General features: G+C 70.4%; 21 protein-coding genes and 1 riboswitch. Of the genes, 11 read left to right on the top strand and 10 right to left on the bottom strand.

From position 1 onward, the window contains the following. Positions 1-2: 2 nt before the first annotated feature. Complete coding sequence (locus ASG88_RS19985) at positions 3-872, bottom strand: carbohydrate kinase family protein (protein ID WP_056889194.1); 870 nt, start codon at positions 870-872, stop codon at positions 3-5. A gap of 286 nt (positions 873-1158) precedes the next feature. Continuing rightward, positions 1159-1259: riboswitch (glycine riboswitch) on the top strand. Between the two features lie 69 nt (positions 1260-1328). Between ASG88_RS19985 and gcvP the strand changes: the two genes are divergently transcribed. The 3 genes from gcvP (at position 1329) to ASG88_RS19970 (ending at position 6012) form a co-directional block, all read left to right on the top strand. Next, complete coding sequence (gcvP, locus tag ASG88_RS19980) at positions 1329-4178, top strand: aminomethyl-transferring glycine dehydrogenase (RefSeq protein WP_056889193.1); 2850 nt, start codon at positions 1329-1331, stop codon at positions 4176-4178. Further along, on the top strand, positions 4175-5530 hold the full coding sequence (locus ASG88_RS19975; protein WP_056889192.1) for a serine hydrolase domain-containing protein: 1356 nt from the start codon (positions 4175-4177) through the stop codon (positions 5528-5530). Before gcvP ends, ASG88_RS19975 begins: the two co-directional genes overlap by 4 nt. Before the next feature lie 116 nt (positions 5531-5646). Continuing rightward, on the top strand, positions 5647-6012 hold the full coding sequence (locus ASG88_RS19970; RefSeq protein ID WP_056889191.1) for a hypothetical protein: 366 nt from the start codon (positions 5647-5649) through the stop codon (positions 6010-6012). 6 nt (positions 6013-6018) lie between these two features. On the opposite strand, the gene ASG88_RS19965 is transcribed toward ASG88_RS19970, so the two are convergent. Beyond that, positions 6019-7401 carry a metallopeptidase TldD-related protein gene (locus tag ASG88_RS19965; protein WP_056889190.1) on the bottom strand — a complete coding sequence of 461 codons (1383 nt, stop codon included), beginning with the start codon at positions 7399-7401 and terminating at the stop codon, positions 6019-6021. Then, positions 7401-8921, bottom strand: coding sequence for a TldD/PmbA family protein (locus ASG88_RS19960; protein ID WP_056889189.1), 1521 nt, complete (start codon positions 8919-8921; stop codon positions 7401-7403). Before ASG88_RS19960 ends, ASG88_RS19965 begins: the two co-directional genes overlap by 1 nt. Positions 8922-8956: 35 nt before the next feature. On the opposite strand from ASG88_RS19960, the gene ASG88_RS19955 reads away from it, so the two are divergent. After that, positions 8957-9652 carry a sulfotransferase family protein gene (locus ASG88_RS19955; protein ID WP_056889188.1) on the top strand — a complete coding sequence of 232 codons (696 nt, stop codon included), beginning with the start codon at positions 8957-8959 and terminating at the stop codon, positions 9650-9652. 40 nt (positions 9653-9692) lie between these two features. Here ASG88_RS19955 and ASG88_RS19950 read toward each other — a convergent pair whose 3' ends face one another. Next, the gene (locus ASG88_RS19950; RefSeq protein ID WP_056889187.1) at positions 9693-10286 is read right to left on the bottom strand and encodes a hypothetical protein; all 594 of its coding nucleotides are present in this window, start codon (positions 10284-10286) and stop codon (positions 9693-9695) included. A gap of 206 nt (positions 10287-10492) precedes the next feature. On the opposite strand from ASG88_RS19950, the gene ASG88_RS19945 reads away from it, so the two are divergent. Both ASG88_RS19945 and ASG88_RS19940 read left to right on the top strand, forming a co-directional pair. Further along, a complete protein-coding gene (locus ASG88_RS19945; protein WP_200956512.1) occupies positions 10493-10918 on the top strand; it encodes a DUF1707 domain-containing protein in 426 nt (141 codons plus the stop codon). 26 nt (positions 10919-10944) lie between these two features. Further along, positions 10945-11715 carry a methyltransferase domain-containing protein gene (locus ASG88_RS19940; protein ID WP_056889185.1) on the top strand — a complete coding sequence of 257 codons (771 nt, stop codon included), beginning with the start codon at positions 10945-10947 and terminating at the stop codon, positions 11713-11715. 25 nt (positions 11716-11740) lie between these two features. On the opposite strand, the gene ASG88_RS19935 is transcribed toward ASG88_RS19940, so the two are convergent. Further along, on the bottom strand, positions 11741-12127 hold the full coding sequence (locus tag ASG88_RS19935) for a DUF402 domain-containing protein (RefSeq protein ID WP_056889184.1): 387 nt from the start codon (positions 12125-12127) through the stop codon (positions 11741-11743). A 194-nt stretch (positions 12128-12321) separates the two neighbouring features. Here ASG88_RS19935 and ASG88_RS19930 point away from each other — a divergent pair, with 194 nt between their 5' ends. Continuing rightward, complete coding sequence (locus ASG88_RS19930) at positions 12322-12693, top strand: hypothetical protein (RefSeq protein ID WP_056889183.1); 372 nt, start codon at positions 12322-12324, stop codon at positions 12691-12693. Between the two features lie 25 nt (positions 12694-12718). Then, positions 12719-13111 (top strand): hypothetical protein, encoded by a 393-nt coding sequence (locus ASG88_RS19925; protein ID WP_235534930.1) that lies wholly within the window; start codon positions 12719-12721, stop codon positions 13109-13111. Between the two features lie 72 nt (positions 13112-13183). Here ASG88_RS19925 and ASG88_RS19920 read toward each other — a convergent pair whose 3' ends face one another. Then, complete coding sequence (locus ASG88_RS19920; RefSeq protein ID WP_056889181.1) at positions 13184-13852, bottom strand: Type 1 glutamine amidotransferase-like domain-containing protein; 669 nt, start codon at positions 13850-13852, stop codon at positions 13184-13186. A 196-nt stretch (positions 13853-14048) separates the two neighbouring features. Between ASG88_RS19920 and ASG88_RS19915 the strand changes: the two genes are divergently transcribed. Continuing rightward, positions 14049-14564, top strand: coding sequence for an SGNH/GDSL hydrolase family protein (locus ASG88_RS19915; RefSeq protein WP_056889180.1), 516 nt, complete (start codon positions 14049-14051; stop codon positions 14562-14564). A gap of 32 nt (positions 14565-14596) precedes the next feature. On the opposite strand, the gene ASG88_RS19910 is transcribed toward ASG88_RS19915, so the two are convergent. Further along, a complete protein-coding gene (locus ASG88_RS19910) occupies positions 14597-15388 on the bottom strand; it encodes an alpha/beta fold hydrolase (RefSeq protein WP_200956511.1) in 792 nt (263 codons plus the stop codon). Positions 15389-15550: 162 nt separating this feature from the next. On the opposite strand from ASG88_RS19910, the gene ASG88_RS19905 reads away from it, so the two are divergent. Further along, positions 15551-16888: an LssY C-terminal domain-containing protein gene (locus ASG88_RS19905; protein ID WP_056889178.1), complete on the top strand. Its 1338-nt coding sequence runs from the start codon at positions 15551-15553 to the stop codon at positions 16886-16888. Between the two features lie 68 nt (positions 16889-16956). Here the strand turns inward: ASG88_RS19905 and ASG88_RS19900 are convergent, their stop codons facing one another. Continuing rightward, a complete protein-coding gene (locus ASG88_RS19900) occupies positions 16957-17583 on the bottom strand; it encodes a hypothetical protein (protein ID WP_056889177.1) in 627 nt (208 codons plus the stop codon). Between the two features lie 152 nt (positions 17584-17735). Here ASG88_RS19900 and ASG88_RS19895 point away from each other — a divergent pair, with 152 nt between their 5' ends. After that, entirely contained in the window at positions 17736-18617 is an 882-nt protein-coding gene (locus ASG88_RS19895; protein WP_056889176.1) for a phosphotransferase family protein, read from the top strand. Positions 18618-18650: 33 nt separating this feature from the next. Here ASG88_RS19895 and ASG88_RS19890 read toward each other — a convergent pair whose 3' ends face one another. Together ASG88_RS19890 and ASG88_RS19885 are read right to left on the bottom strand one after the other, a co-directional pair. After that, a complete protein-coding gene (locus ASG88_RS19890) occupies positions 18651-19157 on the bottom strand; it encodes a peptide-methionine (S)-S-oxide reductase MsrA (RefSeq protein WP_056889175.1) in 507 nt (168 codons plus the stop codon). A 779-nt stretch (positions 19158-19936) separates the two neighbouring features. After that, positions 19937-20695, bottom strand: a complete 759-nt coding sequence (locus ASG88_RS19885) for a class I SAM-dependent DNA methyltransferase (RefSeq protein ID WP_162259880.1) — start codon at positions 20693-20695, stop codon at positions 19937-19939. Positions 20696-20771: the final 76 nt, after the last annotated feature.

Here is a 20771-nt window from a genome sequence, read left to right as displayed (position 1 = left end):
CGTCAGCCGCTTCGCGGGGCCGGGCCGTCCGGGGCCAGGCCGGGGGAGCGCAGGCAGGCCGCGGCCTGCCGGTGACCGCACTCCATGGCCGCGGCGAGTCCGTGACCGCCCAGGGTGGCCACGAGGAACCCGGAGAAGAACGCGTCCCCTGCTCCGTTGGTGTCCACCACGTGGGTCACCGGCGCGACGGGCACGTGCAGCTCCTCGGCGGCAGTCACCGCCGTGGCCCCGCGTGAGCCCTGGGTGCACACCACCAGCGAGGTCCCCGCCGCGACCCGGGAGCGCATGAAGGGGAGCGGATCCTCCAGGCCGTCGTCGTTGAGGAACAGCACGTCGGCCGCCTCCACCCAGTCGCGGTGGAAGTCGGCCGTCCCGTCGTAGTCGTGGACGTCGCACCACACCGGCCGGCCGGCGGACCGGGCACGCCCGAGCAACGGGCGTGAGTGGTCGGCGAGATCGATGGCGGCGACGTCGCAGGTGGCGAGCGCCGCCGCGAGTGCCGCACCGTGCAGCGGGGTGTCCACCGGACCTGCCAGCCGGAGGTAGATCGAGACCCGGCCCCCGTTGCGGTCCATGAGGTTGAGGTGCTGCTCGGTGCCGACCCGTGACGTCTCCGCGAGCAGGGTGATGCCGTCCCGGTCGAGGGCCGCGCGGGCCAGTCGACCCTCGGAGTCCTCGCCCAGCACCGTGGCCAGGGTGACGTCGGCGCCCAGGGCGGCGAGGTTGAGGGCCTTGCCGGCCGAGGTGCCCCCGACCGTGTCGACGTGGCCGCGGGCGAAGACGGTGTGCGGTCGGGGCTCGGGGAGCGCGTCGAGGTGGACGATGCGGTTCCACGAGACGGGGCCGGCGACGAGGACCTGGGGCGAGGGCACGAGTCCCTCATGGCGGTGGCGATGACTGGCGGCGTACGACGGATGCCCGGACGATCGGACTGTCGGGCGCCGCCAGTGGCGCGCGGGACGACGCTCCAACTCCTTGTGGCCTCGGAGACTGGCGGCGTACGACGGATGGCAGGTCGGTCGGAATGTCAGAGGCCGCCAGCCTGCGCTGGCCGCCGCCACCCGGCCCGGCGGACGGCCGCGGCAGGACCGGTCTGACACCACGCCGCGCCGCCGACTGAGACGTGCGACAACACGCTGGTAGATTCAGACCTGCTGATGATCCCGCACGGGAGAGTCTTCGCCCGGCTTCGGACGGGCAAGCGCCGAAGGGGCAATTCCTCCCCGGAACCTCTCAGGCACCCGGACCGTGCGGACCAGGCAGCTCTGGAGGCCCGACGGTGGGACGACAGAGGGGGAGGCCCGCTGACCTTCGACCAGGGAGCCTCCATGACGGACCCGTCCGACCTCACCACCGCGCCGTTCGTCGAGCGCCACATCGGGCTGCGAGAGCCCGACGTCGAGGTGATGCTCAAGGAGCTCGGCTTCGACAGCCTCGACGCGCTCATGGAGGCGGCAGTCCCCGGCGGCATCCGCGCGGGCGCCGACCTCGACCTGCCGCCCGCCCTGACCGAGGACGTCGCGGCCCGTGAGCTGCGCCGGATCGCCGGGCTCAACCGGCCCGCGGAGGCGATGATCGGCCTCGGCTACCACGCGACCATCACCCCGCCGGTGATCCGCCGCAACGTGCTCGAGGACCCGAGCTGGTACACCGCCTACACGCCGTACCAGCCGGAGATCTCCCAGGGGCGCCTCGAGGCCCTCATCAACTTCCAGACGGTGATCGGCGACCTCACCGGGCTGCCGACCGCCAACGCGTCGCTCCTCGACGAGGGCACCGCGGCCGCCGAGGCCATGACGCTCGTGCGCCGCGGCAACCGCAAGGCCTCCGGGCCGTTCGTCGTCGACGCGGACGCGCTCCCGCAGACCATCGACGTGGTCCGCACCCGCGCCGAGGCGATGGGCATCGAGGTGGTCGTGGCCGACCTGTCCGACGGCCTGCCCGACGGCGAGCTGTCCGGCGTGCTGGTGCAGTATCCCGGCGCATCCGGCAGGGTCCTCGACCCGCGACCGGTCATCGACGCCGCCCACGAGCGCAACGCGCTGGCCGTCGTGGCCGCCGACCTGCTCGCCCTCACCGTCCTCGAGGCACCCGGCGAGCTCGGCGCCGACGTGGTGGTCGGCTCGTCACAGCGCTTCGGCGTCCCGCTCTTCTACGGTGGCCCGCACGCCGGTTACATGGCCGTCGCCGAGGGCCTCGAGCGGCACCTCCCCGGACGCCTCGTCGGCGTCTCCGTCGACGCCGAGGGCCGCCCGGCCTACCGCCTCGCCCTCCAGACCCGCGAGCAGCACATCCGCCGCGACAAGGCGACGTCCAACATCTGCACCGCGCAGGTGCTGCTCGCCGTGGTCGCGTCGATGTACGCCGTCTACCACGGACCCGAGGGCCTGCGGCAGATCGCACAGCGCACCCACCACTTCGCCGCCCGCATCGCCGCCGCGCTGCGTGCCGGGGGAGTGGAGCTCGACAACGACACCTTCTTCGACACCGTCACCGCCGTGGTCCCCGGTCGGGCCGCGGACGTCGTCGCGGGCGCTCGCAGCCTCGGGCTCCAGCTGCGGCTGGTCGACGCCGACCGCGTCGGCATCAGCACCTCGGAGTGCACGACGCCGTCCACGGTCTCCAGCGTGCTCCGCGCCTTCGGCGTGGCCGCTCCCGAGGTGGACGTCGACGTGCCGGACGGCCTGCCCGCCGACCTGCGCCGCTCGACGGCCTACCTCACCCACGAGGTCTTCGGCACCCACCACAGCGAGACCCAGATGCTGCGTTACCTGCGCCGCCTCTCGGGCCGCGACTACGCGCTCGACCGCGGCATGATCCCGCTCGGCTCCTGCACGATGAAGCTCAACGCCACCACCGAGATGGAGCCGATCAGCCTGCCCGGCTTCGCCGACCTGCACCCCTTCGCCCCGGCCGAGGACGCGGCCGGCTACCGCCAGCTCGTCGACGAGCTGGAGGGCTGGCTCGCCGAGGTGACCGGCTACGACCGGGTCTCCATCCAGCCCAACGCCGGATCCCAGGGCGAGCTCGCGGGTCTGCTGGCCATCCGCGGCTACCACCGCGCGCGCGGCGACGAGGCCCGCAACGTCTGCCTCATCCCGTCCTCCGCGCACGGCACCAACGCCGCCTCCGCGGTGATGGCGGGGATGAAGGTCGTGGTGGTCAAGGGTGCCGACGACGGGACCGTCGACCTCGACGACCTGCGGGCCCAGTGCGACGAGCACGCCGACGACCTGGCCGCGATCATGGTGACCTACCCGTCGACCCACGGTGCCTACGAGGACACGATCACCGAGCTGTGCGAGATCGTGCACGGCCACGGTGGGCAGGTCTACGTCGACGGTGCCAATCTCAACGCGCTGCTCGGCCACGCCAGGCCGGGTGAGTTCGGCGGCGACGTGTCGCACCTCAACCTGCACAAGACCTTCTGCATCCCGCACGGTGGCGGCGGGCCCGGCGTCGGCCCGGTCGCGGTGCGCGAGCACCTCGCGCCGTACCTCCCCTCGCACCCGATGCACCCGGAGGAGGCCAAGCGCGAGGGCATCGGCGCGATCAGCGCGGCGCCGTACGGCTCGGCGGGCATCCTGCCGATCTCGTGGGCCTACATCCGTTTGATGGGCGGACCCGGCCTCACCCGGGCGACGGCGGCCGCGGTGCTGAGCGCCAACTACGTCGCGCACCGCCTCGAGGAGCACTACCCGGTGCTCTACCGCGGGCACGGCGGCCTCGTGGCGCACGAGTGCATCCTCGACGTGCGCGGCCTGACCAAGGAGTCCGGCGTCAGCGTCGACGACGTGGCGAAGCGGCTCGTGGACTACGGCTTCCACGCCCCGACCATGTCGTTCCCGGTCGCCGGGACCCTGATGGTCGAGCCGACCGAGTCCGAGGACCTTGCCGAGATCGACCGCTTCTGCGACGCGATGATCGCGATCCGCGAGGAGATCGCCCAGGTGCAGGCCGGCACCTGGAGCCCCGAGGACTCGCCGCTGCGCCACGCCCCGCACACCGCACGGGCGATGGTCGGCGAGTGGGACCGCGCCTACTCCCGCGAGGTCGGGGTCTTCCCGACCGGCGTCGACCCCGACAAGTACTGGCCGCCGGTGGCCCGGATCGACCAGGCGTACGGCGACCGCAACCTGGTGTGTGCGTGCCCGCCGCCCGAGGCCTTCGCCGAATGAGCGGCACCCACCCGGCCGGCGACCTCGTCACCCCGCACACCGCCCGACGCCTGCGGTGGCGGCTGGCCACGACGCAGTCCGAGGGCCAGGTGCCCTCGATCGTCGCGGGCATCGTGCGCGACGGCACCCTGGCCTGGGCCGACGGCGTGGGCGACGTGCCCGGCGAGGTCACCGACACGCAGTACAAGGTCGGCTCGATCACCAAGACCCTGACGGCCGTGCTGGTGCTCCAGCTGGTCGACGAGGGGCTGCTGTCGCTGGACGCACCGGCGTCGGACGTGCTGGGCGAGGTCGGCTACGCCGACCGCTCGATCCGCCAGCTGCTCGCCCACAGCGGCGGGCTCCAGGCCGAGCCGGCCGGCTCGTGGTGGGAGCGCACCGAGGGCGGGACCTTCGAGGAGCTGGCGAGCGCCAACGACGGGAGCACGCCGGCCTTCGAGCCCGACCGGCGCTTCCACTACTCCAACCTCGGCTACGGGCTCCTCGGTGAGGTCGTCGCCCGGCTGCGCGGCCGGACCTGGTGGGAGGCTGTCGAGGAGCGGATCCTGACGCCGCTCGGGATGACCCGCACGTCCTACCAGGCCTCCGGCGCCCACGCGGCCGGCTGGTCGGTGCACCCCTACGCCCAGACGCTCATCCCCGAGCCGCTGCCCGACACCGCCGCGATGGCGCCGGCCGGCCAGGTGTGGAGCACGGTGGCCGACCTGGCGACGTACTGCACGTTCCTGCTCGAGGGGCATGACCAGGTGCTCCCGGCCGAGCGCCTGGCCGAGGCCTTCACGCCGCAGTCGGGGGAGGAGCCCGCGGGCCTGCGCTACGCGCACGGACTGGGGTTCCAGATCTTCCCCGGGGGTGCCGGGACGCTGGTGGGCCACAGCGGCTCGATGCCCGGTTTCCACGCGATCTGCCTGGTCGACCGGGCCCGTCGCACGGGCGTCGTCGGTCTCGTCAACGCCACCGGCGGGGTGCCGGTGGCGACCTTCGGCGCTGCACTTCTCGACGAGCTCGAGCACTGCGAGCCGACCCTGCCCCCGGTGTGGCGGCCCAACGACGCGGTCCCCGCGTCCTTCACCGACGCCCTCGGCGTGTGGCACTGGGGGGCGACGCCCTACGTCCTCGCCTGCGAGGGCGGCGACCTCGTGGCTCGTCGCCGGCACGTCGAGCTGTGGCGCTTCGCCGACGTCGACGGACGGATCGTGGGGACGAAGGGCTACCACGCGGGGGAGGAGCTGCACGTCGTACGCCGCGACGACGGCTCGGTCTCGCACCTCGACGTCGGCACGTTCATCCTGACCCGGCAGCCCTACGAGCCGGGTACGCCGATCCCGGGCGGTCACCCTCCGCTCGACTGAGCCGGTCCGGGGCTTCTGTCACCCGGTGGGACGGCGTTCGGCTCTGGTCGGGGTCGTGGCGCGGGAGCAGGCTGGGAGTGAGGGGTTCCGACCCTCGCTCACCCAGGAGGTGCGTCATGACCGGTGTCCGTGTGCGTGCGCCCGAGGCCGGTGTCCGCGACGTCCGACGCGCGTGGTGGTCGCTGGCGCTGTTCCCGTTGTCGTTCGTCGCCGCCTTCGGCGTCGGCGAGGGACTCGCCACCCTGCTCGGGCACGAGACCGGAAGCGCCGAGGAGGCGCCGGTGTGGCTCATGCTGGCAGCGGCCGGACCCGCCCTGCTCGTCTTCGTGGCACCGGCGCTGCTGTCGGTGTTCTTCGCCCGCAGGGCCGAGCAGGAGGGCAACCGCGGCGGCCGGGTGCCGATGTGGACCGGGGTCGGGCTGGCCTCGGCCTTCGTGCTGCTCAACGTCGTGCAGGGCGTGATGGTCGTGCTGCTCGACTGAGCAGCCCTACTGCGCCTGCGAGACGCTCGACATGTTGAAGTCGGGGATGCGCAGCGCGGGCGTCGCCGTCCGGGAGAAGTAGTCGTCGCCCCACTCCCGGCTGAAGCTCGGGACCGTCGCGCTCGCCGCCGTGAAGCGGGAGAGCAGGTCGACCGGGCTGTCGTTCCAGCGGAAGTTGTTGACGGCGCCGGTGATCTCGCCGCCCTCGACGAGGTAGACGCCGTCGCGGGTGAGCCCGGTGAGCAGCATGGTCTGCGGGTCGACCTCGCGGATGTACCAGAGGCAGGTCACCAGCAGCCCGCGGTCCATGCCGGCGACCAGGTCGTCGACCGAGCCGGTGCCGCCATCCACCTCGAGCACCAGGTTGTCGATCATCGGCGTGACGGGCTGTCCGGTCATGCCCGCCGAGTGCCGGGTCTGGAGGAGGGCGGCGAGCTCACCGTCGCGGATCCAGTCGGTGCGCTCCAGCGGGAGGCCGTTGTCGAAGACCGACTCGGTGTTGTCGGACGAGCTCGCGACGTTGAAGGGCGCGCAGGCCAGGGCGGCGTACGCCGGGTCGGAGTAGAGGTGCACGCCCGGGCGGGCGATCCGCTCGCCGATGCGGGTGCCGCCGCCGCGCCGGCTGTAGACGGACTCGCCCTCGTGGGCGACGCGGGCGCCGGCTCCCCAGTAGGCGTCGACCATCAGGTCGGCCACCGAGCTGGGCGGGAGGATGGTGTCGTAGCGACCGGCCGGGAGGTCCGTACGCCGCTTCGCCCACCCGAGGCGGGTGGCCACCTGGTCGGCCATGGCCAGCGCGTCGACGTCGGCGAAGTCGCGGGTCGCGCCGCCGACCCACGCGCTGCGGCTCAGGTCGGCCGTCTTGGCGGTGCACGCGTAGTGGCCGGTGGGCTGGGTGTGGCGCAGGCGCAGCCCCCGCGAGGAGCCGAGGAACGTGGTGACCAGCTCGTGGTCCACGAAGCCGTAGAGCACCCGGTCGGCCGCCGTGGCCTGCCCGAACGCCTCGCCGAGGGCCGGCGCGAACGCGTCGTACACGTGGATGTCGGTCTGCTCGGGGACGTCGTCCCAGTCGGGACTGGTGCGGTCGGCGACCAGCTCGGCGACGTCCTCGGCCGGTGCCGCGGCCCGGGCGGCGGCGTCCGCCGCCTCGACCAGCGCGGTGACCTGGCCGGTGGTGCTGGCCGACCCCGAGACTGAGCCGGTGGCGGCACCGACGAAGGAGACCACGACGACCTCGGTGGAGACCATCACGCCGTTGGTGGTGAGCGTGTTGTTGGCCCAGCGCAGGTTGGCGCTGCTCGACGCCCGGACGATCACGACGCAGTCGTCGGCGGTGGACGTGGCGAGCGCGTGCTCGACCAGCTGCTGGGGGGTCACGGTGGTCGACATCAGTTGCCCGCCTCGTCGTTCGTGTTGAGGATGCGTACGCCGCGGAAGAGCGCCGTCGGGCAGCCGTGGCTGACTGCGGCGACCTGGCCCGGCTGTGCCTTGCCGCAGTTGAAGGCGCCGCCGAGCACCCAGGTGTCCGGCCCTCCGACGGCCTCCATGGAGCCCCAGAAGTCGGTGGTCGTGGCCTGGTAGGCGACGTCGCGCAGCTGGCCGCCGAGCTCGCCGTCGCGGATCTCGTAGAACCGCTGGCCCGTGAACTGGAAGTTGAACCGCTGCATGTCGATCGACCAGGACTTGTCACCCACGACGTAGATGCCGCGCTCCACCCGACCGATGAGCTCGTCGGTGCTCGGGCCGTCGGGGGCGGGCTGCAGGGAGACATTGGCCATCCGCTGGATGGGGACGTGGCCGGGGGAGTCGGCGTACGCGCAGCCGTTGGAGCGTCCCTCGTGGAGCTCGGGCTTCATGTGGCCCATCGACCGGTCGAGCTGGTAGCCGACGAGCACGCCGTCGCGGACGATGTCCCATGACCGCGTCTCGACGCCCTCGTCGTCGAAGCCGACCGTGGACAGGCCGTGCGGCTGGGTGCGGTCGCCGGTGACGTTCATGACCGGCGAGCCGTACTGCAGGGTGCCGAGCTTGTCGTACGTCGCGAACGACGTGCCGGCGTAGTTGGCCTCGTAGCCCAGGGCGCGGTCCAGCTCGGTGGCGTGGCCGATCGACTCGTGGATGGTGAGCCAGAGGTTGGAGGGGTGGATGACGAGGTCGTAGCTGCCGGCCTGCACGCTCGGGGCGGCCAGCTTGGCGGCCAGCAGCTCGGGGACCTCGGCGATCTCGGCGTCCCAGTCCCAGGTGCCGTCGGTGACGTACTCCCAGCCCCGCCCGACCGGGGGTGCCAGCGACGCCATCGAGTCGAAGACGCCGGTGCGCTCGTCGGAGCCCATCGCCTCGAAGCCCGGCATCATCCGCACCCGCTGCTGGGTGGTGCGGGTGCCCGACAGGTCGGCGTAGTACTTGTTCTCCTGCACCTGCTGCAGCGAGGACGACGCGTGCCCGACGCTCGCGTGCGACTGGAGCCGGCGGGTCCAGTCGACGATGACCGCCGCCTTGTCGGCCGTCGGGACGTCGAGCGGGTTGACGTCGTACGCCGAGATCCAGGTGACGTCGTCGTGGACGGGCTCCGGGGCGATCTCCACCGGGGTCGTCGTCATCCCGGCGGCGACCTCGGCCACCGCGATCGCCGTCTCCGCGATCCGTCGTGCCTCCTCGGGCGTGAGCACGATGCCGGAGGCGAATCCCCAGGCGCCGCGGTGGATCACGCGCACCGCGAACCCGAGGTCCTCGGTGTCCATCGCGGTCTGGAGGACACCGTCGCGGGCGCCGAGGTACTGGTAGCGGACCCGCTCGAAGCGGAAGTCGGCGTGGGTCGCCCCGAGCTCGCGGGCCCGGCCGAGCGCGACGTCCCCGAGGTCGCGGTAGGGCAGGGCGGCGAAGGTCGGGTCGAGGCCGGGAGCACTCATGGGGCGAACCTATCGGAGCCGTTAGGGTGCTCCGCATGACGACACCGGCGTGGCTCGGCATCGGTGCCCAGCGGTCGGGGACGACGTGGTTCACCGACCTGCTGACCCAGCACCCGGAGATCGGCCTCGGGACCAACGGCAAGAAGGAGCAGCACCTGCTCCACAAGGTCGGCGACGGTCTCGTCCCGGCGTCGGACTACCTCGACCTGTTCCCCGACGACGGCGTACGACGGGGGGAGTGGACCCCGCAGTACCTCCGGCACGCGTCCGCCCCGGCCACCGCCGCGCGCCTGCTGGGCCCGGACGTGCCGGTGCTCGTGCTGCTCCGCGACCCGGTCGAGCGGTTCCTCTCCGCGATGCGCCTCGCGGCCACCCGGGCGACGTCCCCGTGGCCCTACCCGGTGCCGATCACCGTGCAGGGCTTCAGCGGCTTCTACGCCGACCAGCTGGCGATGTGGGCGCACCACGTGGGTCGTGAGCGGCTGGTGGTGATGGTCTACGAGTCCGTGCGCCGCGCGCCCCAGGCCGCGGTGGACGCGGTGTGGGCCCGGCTCGGGCTCGCTCCGGTGGCCCTCACCGACGTGGACCGACCGTCGCGCTCGAGCAGCCACGCCACGTGGGAGCCGCCCGAGGGGCTCGTCGAGTCGCTGGAGGTGCTCTACCGCCCGCAGGTCGGCCGGCTGGCCGACGACTGGGACCTCGACCTGTCGTCCTGGTCGCTGCAGCGCTGAGGAGGCTGGCCCCCGCGCCGTCGGTCCGTGGTGGAGACCGTCATGACTCGGTGCCCAGCTGTCGCCGCACCACACGCCGCCGCAGGGTGGGGGAGGCCACCACCTCGTAGCCGGCCTCGAGGAAGACCTGCAACAGCCCCACCGAGGCCTCGTCCCAGATCACGGTCTTGCCCGGCGGCGGCTCGATCGGGTAGCCCTCCAGCACGCGGGCGCCGACCTGCTCGCCGTACTCGACGGTGGCCGCGGCGAGCTCGTAGCTCAGCCCGGACCGGCGCCGGCCCGTGCGCACGACGAAGCACGTGACCGACCAGACGCCCTCGAGCTCCGGGTCCATCCGCATCCACGCCTGCTTCCGGCTCCACAGCCGGGGGTAGTTCTCCCGCGGCTCGACCGCGACCCAACCGGCCGCCTCCCCGTCGACGTACCCGATCAGCCCGGACGTGGGTCCGGCGGTGCCGCAGGCGGTCTGCTCCAGCAGCGCGTCGTCCCTCTGCTCCTGGGTGGTGTCGCGCCAGATCCAGCCCGGCACCTTCATCGCCTGGCACCGGCACTTGTGGGCGCCGCCCGTGGCGAAGACCGCCTCGACGTCCTCCGTCGCTGCTCGGTTGGCCGGGAGCCAGGTGAAGTCGGGCATGCGGCGACCCTAGTTGTCAGCTGGACTTCTGAAGCCGATCGAGCCCGGGTCTCAGCGAGGAGTGCGGGATCCTGCCCCCGTTACCGGCTCCACGGTCTGGTCCGTGCACCATCGGTGCCGGGTGAGTGCAACGCGGTGCCGGAGCAATCGTGGCGACGCGTGCGCGACAGACCCCGGTGGGGCGCTTCGGTATGTCAACATCCGACATGGACATGTCCTTGAACGCGACACACACGTCGACCCTGCGTGTCGGCGATGACGAGCGAGACGCATGCGTGGCGGCGCTCGTCGAACACCATCTCCACGGGCGCCTCTCCGTCGAGGAGCTCGACCACCGCCAGCAGTCGGCACTGGCCGCAGTGACCGGCAGCGGCCTGGCTGTGCTGGTGGCGGACCTGCCAGATGTCGGGCCCGTCGCCCGGCGCGGCGTACGGCCCGTGCGATCGACCGAGCTGCCTGACAAGGTGGCGAGCGCGGCAGTCCGCGCTCTCCCGGCAGGCGCGATCGTCGGTTGCGCCTGGCTGTCGCAAGTGGCGTGGCAGTTCAGCGCCGAGGGCCCGTTCCTGGGCGCGATCGCCGGAGGAGTGGTGGGCTACGCCGCGCACGCCGCCGTCGCTCGATTCCGCCGCTGATCGCGACGGTGAGACATGCTGCTGGCATGGCAATCACCTGGGAGGCCGAGCGTCCGTCCGACTACTTGACTCGATTGGCATCGTCCGACTTCGGCAGCGCCTACAAGTCGCTGGTCCTGGCCGAGCTGGGCCTCCAGCCAGGTGCGACCGTTGTCGATCTCGGCTGCGGACCCGCGGCGGACCTCGCGCCACTTGCCCGCGCTGTCGGCTCGGCCGGACGGGTCGTGGGCATCGACCACGACGCCTCAGCCGTCGCGATCGCAGCTCAGGCAACGCTGGCCCATCCCCAGGTGGAGGTCGAGGTGGGTGACGTCCATCGGCTCACCCTGGCCACCGGATCCGTCGACCGGGTCCACACCGATCGGGTGCTCCAACACGTCGACGATCCCGATGCCGTCATTGCCGAGGCTGCGCGGATCATGCGCCCCGGAGGCGTGGCGGCTTTCGCCGAACCTGACTGGGGCACCCTCGTGATCGACTCTCCCGACCCGTCGATACCCGAGGCCTACCGCCGATTCATCTGCGACCAGGTCATCCGGAACGCTCGGATCGGTCGCCAGGTCCCGGCCCTGTGCGAGCACAACGGGCTGACGGTGTCGCGGGTCCTGCCTGTGACCGGGGTGTTCCGCGACGTGGCCACAGCAGACCGGGTGTTCGGATTCCAGCGAGTGACGCATCGCGCCGTGGAGGCCGGGTACCTGACCGCAGGGGACGGTGCAGCATGGCTGAGCCACTTGCGAAGCGCGAGCCTGTTCGTCTCTCTGACCCTCTTCGCCACCTTTGCGGAACGCTCCTGATCAAGGAAACAGACGCCGACGTCCGTCACGTCGGTGCGTGGCGGAGGCTGTGGAGCCAGACCAGGGCCGCGTGGCCGAGCGGCTCGACCTTGTGCTCGACGAGGGTGAGGAGAGACTCTGCGGTCTCCTCGACGCTATGGACCTCCTCCTGGGAGACGAGCCCAGACCTGACCAGAAGGTCCCAGTCGTCCTGGTCTACGACTCCCGCGTGACCGTCGGAGCGCCGAAACAGATCCAGCTCCATGTCGACGAAGGACCATGTCCCGTCCTTGAACGAGGGTGGCGTGCAGATGTCGATGGTGAGGTCTGTCTCCGAGGTGAACCAGAACGTCGGCAGGTACCACGCGTTCTCGACCACCAGCCAGACCGCGTCGTCTGGCTGCGGTTCGATGCACCCGTCGGGCTGCTGCACAGGGTTGCCTCGACGCGCTCCGAGCCACGTGCCGTGGTGATCCGTCCCCAGGACGTGAGCGGGCCAGCTGAACGCCTCTGTGCAGGAGCCGGTCGATGTCGTCCACTTCTGCTTGGAGATCCGCACCACAGGTCCACCCTCTCAGTGCCCCCACACCCGGGTCGCGCCCGGCAGGGCGTCGTAGTCTCGCGGGCATGGACATCAGTCGCACCGAGCAGGCCACGGCGGCCGCGCTCGCCACTCTGGGAGGGTTCCAGCTCGCGCTCGCGGCGGGCGCGCCCTGGGGGAGGGCGGCGTACGGCGGAGCACGTCCAGGCACCCTGCCGCCACACCTGCGCGCGATCAGCGGGGTGGCTGCGGTGGGCTACGGCACGGGCGTCGCCCTCATCGTGCGAGGGGCGGGCTCGACGTGCGTCCGAGCCCGTTCCTTCACGACGCTCAGTGTGTTGATGTCGATCGGCACGATCGCCAACGGAGCGTCGCCGTCGCTGGTCGAGCGGGCCGTCTGGACGCCGGTGACGGCTGCCACGACGGTCTTCGCGTGGCGCTCACGTTCGCGTGCCTGACCGCCGTTCGTCGATGATGGACCCCGTGGAGGAGCAGCAGACACCCCAGTCGACCGAGGGCGAGGCGAGAGTCATCACGCTCTGCGGCTCGACGAAGTTCGAGGCCGAGTTCGCGGAGGTCAACCAGCGGCTGACGATGGACGGCTGCATCGTGATCAGGCTCGGGATGTTCAGCCTTCCCGACCTGCCTGGCTACGACTCGACGGCCGACCGATCGGACCTGAAGGGGCGGCTCGGTGCCCTGCACCTCCAGAAGATCCGTATGGCTGACGAGGTGTACATCGTGGATCCGGGTGGCTACGTGGGGGAATCGACCCGGAGGGAGATCGCCTACGCGACGTCGCTCGGCAAGCCGGTGCGGTACCTGAGCCGTGAGCGCGTGGATCGAGCGGGGAAGACCCCACGGGTGAGTCGGTAGCGACGTAGGCCGTCTCGCTCACCGGCGCCGCGAGGGACATCTCGTCGCGCCCGGCCCGGTTGACCGCGGCCATCAGGTCAGCAGCTTCCAGTGCCCCTCCGAGACAACCTCGACGACGTCGTCGACCACGGTGATGGCGGTCTGGTCGTCGATGACGTAGGCGGGGCCGGAGATGCCGGCGGCCCACTGCTCCGCCTCGGCCATGGAGTTGCCCGGTGCGCCGTCCTGGGCCAGGTGGGGGCAGATCGAGAAGTCGACGATGCCCAGCGTGGTGTCGTCGCCGTCCGGGGGTCGCCACTGGATGAAGTCCTCCCCGACCTCGGGCGTCATCACCATGCTTCCGGCGCTCAGCCCCACCCACACCGTGTCCCTCAGCGTCGGGAGCAGGTCCGCGAGCCCGGACTGCCGCATCCAGTGGCAGAGGTAGAGGACGTCGCCGCCGGCTACGAGCAGGACGTCCGTCTCCCGGACCAGCGGGACCCAGCGCTCGTCGTCGATGCTGGGCAGCGCGGTCAGCTCGAGCACGCCCATCGACTTCCAGCCCAGGTCGACCATGGGATTCTCGGCCTTCCCGCTGATGAACTGCCAGGCCCTTTCCCCTGGGCCGACCCAGGGGTGCCCGTACATCGCGGTGGGGATGCACAGGGCGCTGCAGTCGGCGATCGGCTTGCCCAGCAGATCGACCAGCGCCTCGCGGATGGTGGTGTTGGTGACGCCCCCGGACGTGAGAAGAAGCTTCAAGATTCCTCCTCGATTCGGTCTCGCTGCAATTGGCCGGCGTACTGACCCGACACGGCCTCGGCCCTCGTCACCGAGGTGATCGTGGCCGGGTCAACCGGCTCGAGAGGGTGACGCCTTCCGCCACGGAATGTACGTCGATCCGTGTGGCACCGCACTGACCGCAGCGTAAGCGCTCAGCCGTTCTAGGGTTCGGCTGGTGAGGATCGTGCTGCTGGGGGACAGTCATCTCGCCCGGGTCCAGCGACGACTGCCGGGCGTCGGCGAGAACGTCCTGAATGCGGCGCAGGGCGGAGCCACGGTGCTGCACCTCGAGGTACAGGCGGACGGTGCGGACCTCATGGGTTCGGACGTCGTGGTGGTGTGCGTGGGCACCAACGACGCTGCCCCCTGGAACGACGTGTCGGTCGCTGGCTTCCGACGGGGCCTGGGTCGATTCGTGCGGTCCCGTCCGGCTGGAGCGTGGGTCATCATGTCGCCCCCCGGCGTCGACGAGGCACGACTCGGACCTCGCGATCGGACCAACGCAGTCGTGAACGAGTACCGGGACGCGGCCGCCACTGTTGCCGCGTCACACTCCGCACGACTTCTCGACACCCGGTCGATGCTGGCGCAGCTCGGCACGGCCGCCTTCGCGAAGGACGGCCTCCACCTCAGCGGCGCGGCGTACAGGCTCCTGCTGCCCGCGCTGGCCGCGAGCACGCAGTCCGACTGAGCGGTCCGAGCGGGGGCTCGGCACCGGCAGCTCTACCTGGCCGCGACCACCCGCACTCCGTCCGGGAGGAGCGAGCTGTCATCGACCGCGTCGTCCAGCCAGACCCCGATCACGCCTGCCAGCTCCACGGGGTGGCTGAAGTTCACCGCATGTGCCGCATGGTCGATCAGGGCGACCGTCAGGTGCTCCGGAGCAAGCCGTGCGACTTCGCGGATGCGGTCGGGCGGTGGCAGGAGCGGATCGCGGACACCCAGCACGGCCAGGGTGGGGACCGGCGTGTGCAGCAGGCGCTCCAGGGACGGGAAGCGGGTGAGCTCGTGGAAGAGACGCAGGCCGTTCAGCGGCCCGAACTTCACGTAGTCAGGGAGAGCGACGGGAAACATCCTCATGCTCTCCCGGAAGCCGTCCCGCGCCAGCTGGCCGAGGGCGCGGCCCAGGGGCTGGTTGTGCGCGCCGCCAGCCGGTGAGACCAGGACAAGCCTGTGCACCCGCTCGGGCGCCTTGTGGACGATCTCCAGGCTGATGGCGCAACCCATCGAGTTCCCGACCAGGACAGCCTTGTCGATGTCGAGGCGGTCGAGGATCGCGATCGTGGCCTCGGCCAGCTCCGGGATGTCGAGGACGCGATCGCGGCGCTCACTGCGCCCGTAGCCGGGTAGGTCCGGGACCACGTTGACCCCACGCGTGGTGAGGATCCGGGCGGTCGGCATCAGGTACGACCCGGAGATCGCGAAGCCGTGCAGGTGGACTAGCGGGATACCGTCCTCGGCGGTGCTGCGCCGGCAGTAGACCGACGTCCCTCCCACCTGCAGCCGCTCGTCCACCCAGCCGTCGCCTGGTCCTGCGTGGGCTCGCATGGGCCGAGGTTAGTGCTCCGGGCTCGGTCGGTGCCGGAATCAGGGCAGGAAGCACCTGCGAAGTCGGGACATACCCCCACCTCGCTTCGGTAGCCTGCGAACGCACTGGGACAGCGAGGATGGTTGCGCATGGTGGTCGAGCCTGCCGATGACTGGCGCCGCGGTGATGTCGTCAACACGCCGCCGCCGACGTCGCCTCCGACGTTCGAGCTGGCACCGGACGACGTCTCCGTCACCCCGCTCTGGCCGGTCCGGGAGATACTCGACGGCGTCTTCTTCGTGATCGGCACGGTGCTCGTCCTGTGGCTCGGATGGATCGTGGTCTCGATCGGCCTCGACCGCTGGTTCGCGATCGGCTCGGTCTTCCTCTTCTGGGTGCTTCTGGCCTACGTGGGACTGCCCCGCCTGCAGGAAGTGCTCTCGAAGGTCTACGTGCCCGACTACTTCATCGGCCGATCCCTCACCGACATCGGCGTGCTCGGTGACCCGATCAACCTGGCCCTGGACGGCGACGAGTCGGACATCCACGCTGCCATGAGCCGAGCCGGTTGGACCCGTGCCGACGAGCTCACGATCCGCTCCTCCTGGAGGATCGTGGTCTCGTCGGTGCTACGCCGCCCCTACCCGCAGGCTCCCGTCTCCTCACTGTTCCTCTTCGGGCAGCGGCAGGCGTTCGCCTACCAGCAGGAGGTCGACGGCAACCCGTCACAACGCCACCACGTCCGTTTCTGGCCGGTCCCCGACGGCTGGAAGCTGCCCGGTGGCTTCCAGGTGCAGTGGCTGGCCGCTGCGACCTACGACAAGGCAGTCGGCATCTCGCTGTTCACCCTCCAGGTGACGCACCGGGTGGACGCCGACATCGACATCGAGCGCGACTACGTCATCGACACAGTCCGGTACGTCGTTCCGGAAGCCTCGTTGCGCGTCATCAAGGACTACTCCAGCGCCTTCACCACCCGCAACGGTGGAGGTGATGTCGTACGCACCGATGGGAGCCTGCCGATCCTCGACCTGACCGGCCTCGAGACGCCGGAGCCGGAGCGCGTGCAGCCAGCGACGGATGCGCTGTCGCGTGCGATGTCCCATCGGGTGCCGCCGCCGAGCCTCCTCGCCGCGGCCGTGATGAGCATGGCCAAGGCTGCGGTCACGCTGGCGACCGTGGTTGTCGCTGTCGTCGGAGCGGACAGTCTCTCGGTCACCGCGTCGACCCGCGAGCTCGCGGTGATGGGCAGCAGCGCGCTGTGCCTCCTCGGCCTGTGGGTGTTCGTGCTCGCTCACCATGCCTGGGCTCGGATCGCACTCATGGGCGTGTGCACCGTGGAGGCGGTCACGCAGCTGGTCGACCTGAACGCCGCCGAGGACGTGCACTTCCTGGTCTTGATGAGCACCGCGATCACCGTCCTCATCCTCATCGCGGTGAGCTCCGACGGGGCCCGGCGCTGGGTGAGGCCCGGTCGGCGAGCCTGAGCCGAGCGCCGCAGGCACGGTGGGGCCGAGGCCAGTACGTCGCGGGGTGGGGTCTGTCTCGGCCGGGATCAGAACGCGTACGCGAACTCCGCGAGGTCGTCGGCGTGCGCGGTCTCGACGAGCTCGCGGCTGGTGACGTCGTAGGCACGCCAGTACGCCCGCTCGCGGTCGGTCACGTTCGTGGCGGGGACGGTGACCTCGAGGCCCAGCAGCTCACGCAGATCGGATTCGAGGTGCTCCATCCGCAGCACGACGTCGGCCTCCTCCACGTGGCCGCGGTTGATCCGACGTGGACCGGGCTCCGCGATGACCCGCGTCAGCCACTCGTTGAACTCCAGGGTCACCGCGTCCACGATGCGTCCGACCGCGCCCGGTGTCGCGTGCACCCACGAGTCGGGGTTGGGGAGCTCGTGCACCCACCGACGGCGGGTGCGTTCGTACTCAGCGACGTAGAAGTCGAACGGGTTGCGGGTGGTGGTCACGATGCGCAGCCCGTGCTCCGGTGGCAGGAACCCGGCTCGGACCAGCTCGCCGGCGGTGGCGTGCTTGACGTCGATGCCGGCGGCACGGACCGCGCCGCCGGAAGGAACCTCGGTGACACTGGGGCGGACGAGGAGCGCCTCGCGCAGTGCCGTGCTGGCCGTGCCGGGAGCAGCTGTCACCAGGAGACCCGCTGCGTTGTCGAGCAGCGCCATCAGCCGTGGGTGGTGGGTCGGATGGCGGGCGGCTGAGGCAGTGGTGTCACGAGCCGATGGGTGAGGGTGGGAGGCACGGGGACATTCAACCCGCTGTCGCTTCGAGGGCGTCGGCCGGAACCTGCTGGTCGGCTCTGCGGCAGACTGCATCCGTGCTGACGGCTGACGACCTCGACGTGACCGACGCGCTGACCTGGGCATCAGCGACCACCGGCCCCCTCGCGCGTGTGAGCGAGCTTTCGGGTGGGTGGACGTCGACCATGCTGGCCTTGGCGACCGGAGCTGGTGATGAGCTCGTACTCAGGTTGATGACGCGCGAACCATGGCGCAGTCACGGCGCCGGATTGACGACGAGGGAGTCCGAGATCCAGCAGATGCTGGCTCGCACACCGATTCCCGCGCCTCGTTCTCGGGCTCTCGACGCCCATGGTCGGGAGTGCGGCTTTCCCGGCCATCTGATGAGCCTGCTTCCCGGTCAGGTAGATCTCGACCGCGTCGACGAGGACTCCCTGGACCGCTTGGCTTACCTGCTCGCCACCATCCATGACGTCTCGCCGACGATCGAGGTTCGTACCTACCAGTCGTGGGCATGGGAAGCGAAGTACACGGTCCCGCCCTGGGCGACGGACACAGACCTGTGGGAGGAGGCGTTCGCGCTGCTTCGCACCGATGCACCGGGCTACGAGCCCTGCTTCATCCACCGCGACTTCCAGCCCCGAAACGTGCTCTGGTCTGACGACCGGATCAGCGGCGTGGTCGACTGGGTCGAGACATCGATGGGGCCGGCGTGGCTGGACGTCGCGCACTGCTGCACCAACATCGCCATCGACCACGGCAGCGACACCGCGGACCGGTTGGCCGCGGCCTACGTCGCCCGCACGGGTCGGGAACCCCAGCCCTACTTCGATGTCATGGACATCGTCGGGTTCCTGCCTCCCCCCGGACGAGAAGGATTCATCAAGGCGGAGGACGAGCGTCGAAGGCTCGAGCAACGGCTCTCATCGGTCATGCAGCGTGTGGCCATGCACCGATGATCGCGCTGACGCTGGTATCGCTGCGCCTGACCCCTAGGTGGAGGAGGAGACGTCCTCGGAGGTGTCGTCCTGGCGAGGGAACGGAGGTCTGAAGACGTTGGGGTAGCGCTGCAGGTAGTCCTGTTCCTCAGGTCCCTTCTCCCAGAACACTCCCTCGGGGCTGATCCTGGTCACGGTCTTGCCGAGCCAGTGCCCGGACGCGTCGACGTCGCGGATCGTCCCCTCGGCCACACTGCGCTGCTCCTCGCTGGTATAGAAGATCTCGGAGCGGTAGATGGAGCCGACCACGTCTTCGGCGAGGTCGGCTCGGTGAACCTGGAAGTAGACCTCCAGGAGTCCCCGGTAGGAGAGCTGCTCGGGGTCGAAGACCACTTTCACGACTTCCGCATGGCCGTGGGGGACTTCCTCGGTCGGATTGTCGCCCTCGCCGCCCATCCATCCGATTCGAGTGGAGAGCACGCCTGCGGGTTGGGAGAGGAGCGGCTGCATGATCCAGGCGCAGCCTCCAGCCAAGATGGCGGTCTCAGTGCTTTCGGCCATGGTCGACTCTCTTGAGCGACGGGACATTCGAGGCTACTTCTGGGGCCACGTGAAATGCCACCACGATGAGCAGGTTGGAGCTGGGGCTGCTCAGATCTCGCTCTTCGCCCAGGACGGCGTGAGCGTCGTTGGCGAGCCCAAGACTCAGTAGAGGGGTTTGCCTGTCCGGTTGCGCCAACGGCCTTTCCGGACTGGTACCCAGTGTCCATGGCGCGTACATGCCGTGCGCGACCTCACATAGCGCTCCGGTCCGGGCAACGGCACTCATCTCGGCAGTCGGTGCACATCCCCGCGAGGATGGTGCAGTCGACCACGGCGCTCAACCGTCTCTGCCCTGGCCCATCTGCTCCCCGATGAACCTGGCGTTGGGATCGATGGACTGCTAGGGAGCCGCGCGTCAGGCGCAGGGCCGCGCGCGAGCAACGTGGGCTGACGTGGTCCCCGTCTGCGCCGCTGCAGCCGCCGTCGGAGCGCGGTCATCGCTCTGTCGAGCATTCCTTGGTTCCTACATCTCGACTGGCACCCTGCAACCCCAGAGGTGTCACCCCACCGATCGTGACATTCAGGGGGCGCGCTGTCCTCGGTACGCGCGACTGAGGACGGATCGGGGAACATCGCTCGGACGCGGCGTCGCAGGAGGGCTTCAGTCGTGCGCCACAGCTGGTCCATGACTATCCGCTCATCGGCATGACGCGCACATCAGCGGCTACTAGGGGCCTTCACGCCGGGATGCCGACCAGTGGCATGACCGTGCCCCATCGGCGGCAGTCCCGGTCGCCCTAGTGGCGTGCCGTGACAAGAAGTCGGTCCGGCGAGCGTCGCCCCACCCCGTCGCGCATCTCGATGCAGCCGTAGCCCGCGCTGGACAACCGCCGCTGCAGCTCATCACGCGTCCACGGACGCATCTCAAAGAGGAACTCGCTCACCTCCGGTGTCTCATCGTGGTCGCTAGCGAGTTCATAGCGTTCCTCCACCACGATCCGTCCGTCTTTCCATGTCGGTCGACTGACGAACCGCAACGTCGAGCCGTCCTGCAGATCGACTTCCGCAGTGCGCCAGATTCCGTCCGCTCGTTGGTGAGACATCGCGGCCTCCCGAACATCAAGCACCAGGACGCCGCCCGCGCGGGTGAGCCGCGCGAAGGCGTTGAGCGCATCCGCCCTCTCGTCATCCGTCAACAGATCGTTGAGAACGCCCCGCGCAATCACGGCATCAAACGCTCCAGTGATGGCGGGTTCACAGAGGTCCGTCACGACAGCAGGTGCGTCGGGGCAGCGCTTACGGGCGATCGAGATCAGCGCCTCCGAGGCGTCTAGCAAGGTGACGTGGTGGCCGCGTGCGATCAGTGCAGCAGCGTGGCGCCCTGTGCCACAACCAGCATCAAGCACCTGCGCGGCGCTGAATCCAGCGGCCCGCAGGGATTCATCTACAGCCTCCACCCACGGCTCGACCGGGTCCGAGATCAACGCGTCGTAGGCGTCGGCATGGCGGTCATAGAACGGCCGCTCGGCGGCCACGTCAGCGGAAGGAGATGGCACCTCGACAGGGTGCCACAGGAGGCGCCGACCGTTAGTTGCCAGACGCCCTCATCTCGGCTGCTTGTTTCATTGCTCT

The organism is Nocardioides sp. Soil777, from assembly GCF_001428425.1.
GTDB lineage: Bacteria > Actinomycetota > Actinomycetes > Propionibacteriales > Nocardioidaceae > Nocardioides > Nocardioides terrigena.
Note: the sequence above shows the minus strand (reverse complement) of the source record. Positions and strands in the feature narration are given on the sequence as shown.

Excerpts from the sequence above, each read along its gene's own strand:
- gcvP (WP_056889193.1), top strand. The coding sequence starts at position 1,329 with ATGACGGACCCGTCCGACCTCACCACCGCGCCGTTCGTCGAGCGCCAC.
- ASG88_RS19975 (WP_056889192.1), top strand. The coding sequence starts at position 4,175 with ATGAGCGGCACCCACCCGGCCGGCGACCTCGTCACCCCGCACACCGCC.
- ASG88_RS19970 (WP_056889191.1), top strand. The coding sequence starts at position 5,647 with ATGACCGGTGTCCGTGTGCGTGCGCCCGAGGCCGGTGTCCGCGACGTC.
- ASG88_RS19965 (WP_056889190.1), bottom strand. The coding sequence starts at position 7,401 with ATGTCGACCACCGTGACCCCCCAGCAGCTGGTCGAGCACGCGCTCGCC.
- ASG88_RS19960 (WP_056889189.1), bottom strand. The coding sequence starts at position 8,921 with ATGAGTGCTCCCGGCCTCGACCCGACCTTCGCCGCCCTGCCCTACCGC.
- ASG88_RS19955 (WP_056889188.1), top strand. The coding sequence starts at position 8,957 with ATGACGACACCGGCGTGGCTCGGCATCGGTGCCCAGCGGTCGGGGACG.
- ASG88_RS19950 (WP_056889187.1), bottom strand. The coding sequence starts at position 10,286 with ATGCCCGACTTCACCTGGCTCCCGGCCAACCGAGCAGCGACGGAGGAC.
- ASG88_RS19945 (WP_200956512.1), top strand. The coding sequence starts at position 10,493 with ATGGACATGTCCTTGAACGCGACACACACGTCGACCCTGCGTGTCGGC.
- ASG88_RS19940 (WP_056889185.1), top strand. The coding sequence starts at position 10,945 with ATGGCAATCACCTGGGAGGCCGAGCGTCCGTCCGACTACTTGACTCGA.
- ASG88_RS19930 (WP_056889183.1), top strand. The coding sequence starts at position 12,322 with ATGGACATCAGTCGCACCGAGCAGGCCACGGCGGCCGCGCTCGCCACT.
- ASG88_RS19905 (WP_056889178.1), top strand. The coding sequence starts at position 15,551 with ATGGTGGTCGAGCCTGCCGATGACTGGCGCCGCGGTGATGTCGTCAAC.
- ASG88_RS19900 (WP_056889177.1), bottom strand. The coding sequence starts at position 17,583 with ATGGCGCTGCTCGACAACGCAGCGGGTCTCCTGGTGACAGCTGCTCCC.
- ASG88_RS19890 (WP_056889175.1), bottom strand. The coding sequence starts at position 19,157 with ATGGCCGAAAGCACTGAGACCGCCATCTTGGCTGGAGGCTGCGCCTGG.